The sequence below is a fragment of the Actinosynnema sp. NPDC023658 genome, from assembly GCF_040639995.1.
GTDB lineage: Bacteria > Actinomycetota > Actinomycetes > Mycobacteriales > Pseudonocardiaceae > Actinosynnema.
On the sequence record NZ_JBFAAX010000615.1, the window covers coordinates 1 to 3,408 of the forward strand.

Here is a 3,408-nt window from a genome sequence, read left to right on the forward strand (position 1 = left end):
GTGCGGGGGGGGGGGGGGGGGGCCGGGGCCCGGCCCCCCCCCCGCCCGGCTTGTCGCTAGTCGCAGACCGCGCCGCGGGAGGCCGAGCCGACGAGCTTGGCGTACTTCGCCAGCACACCCCGCTCGTACCGGGCGGGCAGCGGCGCCCAGCCCTCGCGGCGCGCGTCCAGCTCCGCCTGGTCGACGCCGATGTCCAACCTGCCGTTGGCGACGTCGAGCGTGATCGGGTCGCCGTCGCGGACGAACGCGATCGGCCCGCCGTCCACCGCCTCCGGGGCGACGTGGCCGACGCACAGGCCGGTCGTGCCGCCGGAGAACCGGCCGTCGGTGAGCAGCAGGACGTCCTTGCCCAGTCCCGCGCCCTTGATCGCCGCGGTGATGGCGAGCATCTCCCGCATGCCCGGCCCGCCCTTGGGGCCCTCGTAGCGGATGACGACCACGTCGCCCGCGACGATCGTGCCGTCCTCCAGCGCGTCCATCGCCGCGCGCTCGCGGTCGAACACGCGGGCGGTGCCGGTGAACACGTCGGAGTCGAACCCGGCGGACTTCACCACCGCGCCGTCGGGCGCCAGCGAGCCGCGCAGGATCGTGATGCCACCGGTGCGGTGGATCGGCTCGTTCATCGCGCGCAGCACGGTGCCGTCGGGGTCGGGCGGCGCGATGTCGGCCAGGTTCTCGGCCACCGTGCGGCCGGTGACGGTCAGGCAGTCGCCGTGCAGCAGACCCGCGTCCAGCAGCGCCTTCATCACCACGGGCACGCCGCCGATGCGGTCGACGTCGGTCATCACGTGCCGGCCGAACGGCTTGACGTCGGCCAGGTGCGGCACCTTCGCGCCGATCCGGCTGAAGTCGTCCAGGCTCAGCTCCACGCCCGCCTCGTGCGCGATGGCCAGCAGGTGCAGCACCGCGTTGGTGGAACCGCCGAACGCCATCACCACGGCGATCGCGTTCTCGAACGCCTCGCGGGTCATGATCTGCCGCGCCGTGATGCCCCGGCGCAGCATCTCCACCACGGCCTGACCGGACTTGCGGGCGAACCCGTCGCGCCGCCGGTCCGTGGCGGGCGGGGCCGCGCTGCCCGGCAGGGACATGCCCAACGCCTCGGCCGCGCTGGCCATGGTGTTGGCCGTGTACATGCCGCCGCACGCGCCCTCACCGGGGCAGATGGCGCGTTCGATCAGGTCGACGTCCTCGCGGCTCATCAGGCCGCGGGCGCACGCGCCGACCGCCTCGAACGCGTCGATGATCGTCACCTCGCGCTCGCTGCCGTCCGTCAGCGTGACCCGGCCCGGCAGGATCGAGCCCGCGTAGAGGAACACGCTGGCCAGGTCCAGCCGCGCGGCGGCCATCAGCATGCCGGGCAGCGACTTGTCGCAGCCCGCGAGCAGCACCGAGCCGTCCAGCCGCTCGGCCTGCATGACGGTCTCCACGCTGTCCGCGATCACCTCGCGCGACACCAGCGAGAAGTGCATCCCCTCGTGGCCCATCGAGATGCCGTCCGACACCGAGATCGTGCCGAACTCCAGCGGGTACCCGCCGGCCGCGTGCACGCCGTCCTTGCTCGCCTTGGCGAGCCGGTCCAGCGACAGGTTGCACGGCGTGATCTCGTTCCACGAGGAGGCGACACCGATCTGCGGCTTGACCCAGTCGTCGTCGCCCATCCCGACCGCCCGCAGCATCCCGCGCGCGGCGGTCCTCTCCAAGCCGTCGGTGACGTCGCGACTGCGCGGCTTGATGTCCGGGGTTTCGTTCATGCACGAAACCTAACGTCCCGGGGCGGGCATCGCACCGGCCGCCCGCCATCGCGCGTCCCCCGGTGTCGCGGACGTGTCGGCCCCGTCGAGCACCTCCGGGCCGCGCCATCCCTTTCGCCCGGAACATCCCGGCACGTCGGCCGCGACGGACGAGGGTCGATCAAGGCAAGACCGGCACGTCTCCCCGTGATCGACCTCCGACCACCGGACCTCCGACCATCCGACCGCCACCGGGGCGGCATTTCAGCAGGACTTGGTCCAGCTGCACTCCAGTTCGACCTGCGGGTCGGCGCTCTGCTGGACCGCGATCCGGACCGGGGGAGCGGTCTGCCCGTCCCGGTGGCCCGCCAGCCGCACCGCGACGGCGTCCTCGAACGGCTTCGCGGAGGTGAGGGTGTTGTTGCTGAACATGGCGAACACCAGCGGGGTGCCGTCCGCCGTGGTGACGTAGCCGGACAGCGCGCTCACGCCGGTCAACGAGCCGGTCTTGGCCCGCACGTTGCCCGCGGCCGGGGTGCCGCGCATCCGGTTGCGCAGCGTGCCGCCCACCATGCGGTCGCTCGCGCCGGCGACGGGCAGCGCGTCGTACCAGGTGCGGAACCACGGCTTGCCCCGCGCCGCGAGCAGCAGCGAGGCGACCTGCTCGGGCGCCACCTGGTCCATCCTGGACAGACCCGAACCGTCCCGCAGGGACAGCGCGGCGGCGTCCACGCCGAACTCACCGAGCTTCGCCGTCATCGCCCGCAGGCCGGCGTCCCAACTGCCCTCCCCGAACACGGCCCGACCGGCGGTCTTCACCAGGATCTCGGCGTGCATGTTGTTGCTCAGCTTGAGGAACGGGACCATCAGCTGCGCCAGCGGCATCGACAGGTGCTCGGCGAGGACCCGGGCCTCCGCCGGGGTCGCGCCGGTGCCCGTGCCGCGGAGCACGTGGACGCCGTGCCGGGTGAGCGCGTCGGAGAACAGGGCCGTGACCAGCCCGGTCGGCTCCCACACCGTGCTCCACTCCGCCTCGACGGCGCCGCCCGCGGGAATCGCGCCGCGCACGTCGATCACGTTGCTGCCGTGCCGCCGCTCGACGGACACGGTCGACGCCGACCCGGCCGGTCCGGTCACGGCGGTGTTGTCGATCGTGACGTACCCCGTGGGCGGTTCGGTGGTGACCGTCGCCGGCGCACCCTGCGCGCCGGGTGCGACCCGCACGATGATCGACCCGGCGTCGTAGTCGGTGTCCGGTGAGACGGTCAGCGCCGAGATCTGGCCGTTGTAGTAGTACGGCTCGTCGTCCCACGCCCAGCCGGTGCCCAGCCGCACGGAGTCGAACCACGTGTCGTCCGCGAGGAGCCTGCCGGTGACCAGCCGGACGCCGCTGGCGGCCACCTCGGCGGCGAGCGCGTCGTAGTCGGCGGCGAGCATGGTCGGGTCGCCGGTGCCGCGCAGGTGGAGGTCACCGGTCAGCACCCCGGCCCGCACGCGGCCCGTCGCGGACACCGTCGTGCTGAACCGGTGGTCGGGCCCGAGGATGTCGAGCGCCGCGGCCGAGCTGAGCAGCTTGCCGTTGGACGCCGGTTGACCGCGCCGGTCGCCCCGCTCGTCGAACAGCACCGCGCCGGTCTCGGCGGGCCGGACCACCAACCCGACCGCGGCGCCGTCG

At 73.5% G+C, this 3,408-nt stretch carries 2 protein-coding genes; both read right to left on the reverse strand.

The features are described 5' to 3' along the window. Positions 1-56 precede the first annotated feature (56 nt). A complete protein-coding gene (ilvD, locus tag AB0G02_RS32145; RefSeq protein WP_360801643.1) occupies positions 57-1,754 on the reverse strand; it encodes a dihydroxy-acid dehydratase in 1,698 nt (565 codons plus the stop codon). A gap of 243 nt (positions 1,755-1,997) precedes the next feature. Then, positions 1,998-3,408: D-alanyl-D-alanine carboxypeptidase/D-alanyl-D-alanine-endopeptidase (gene dacB, locus AB0G02_RS32150; protein WP_360801646.1), on the reverse strand; the 1,411-nt coding region annotated here is incomplete at its 5' end.

Bases quoted from the DNA above. Each gene is read 5' to 3' on its own strand.
- ilvD (WP_360801643.1), bottom strand. From the start codon at position 1,754: ATGAACGAAACCCCGGACATCAAGCCGCGCAGTCGCGACGTCACCGAC.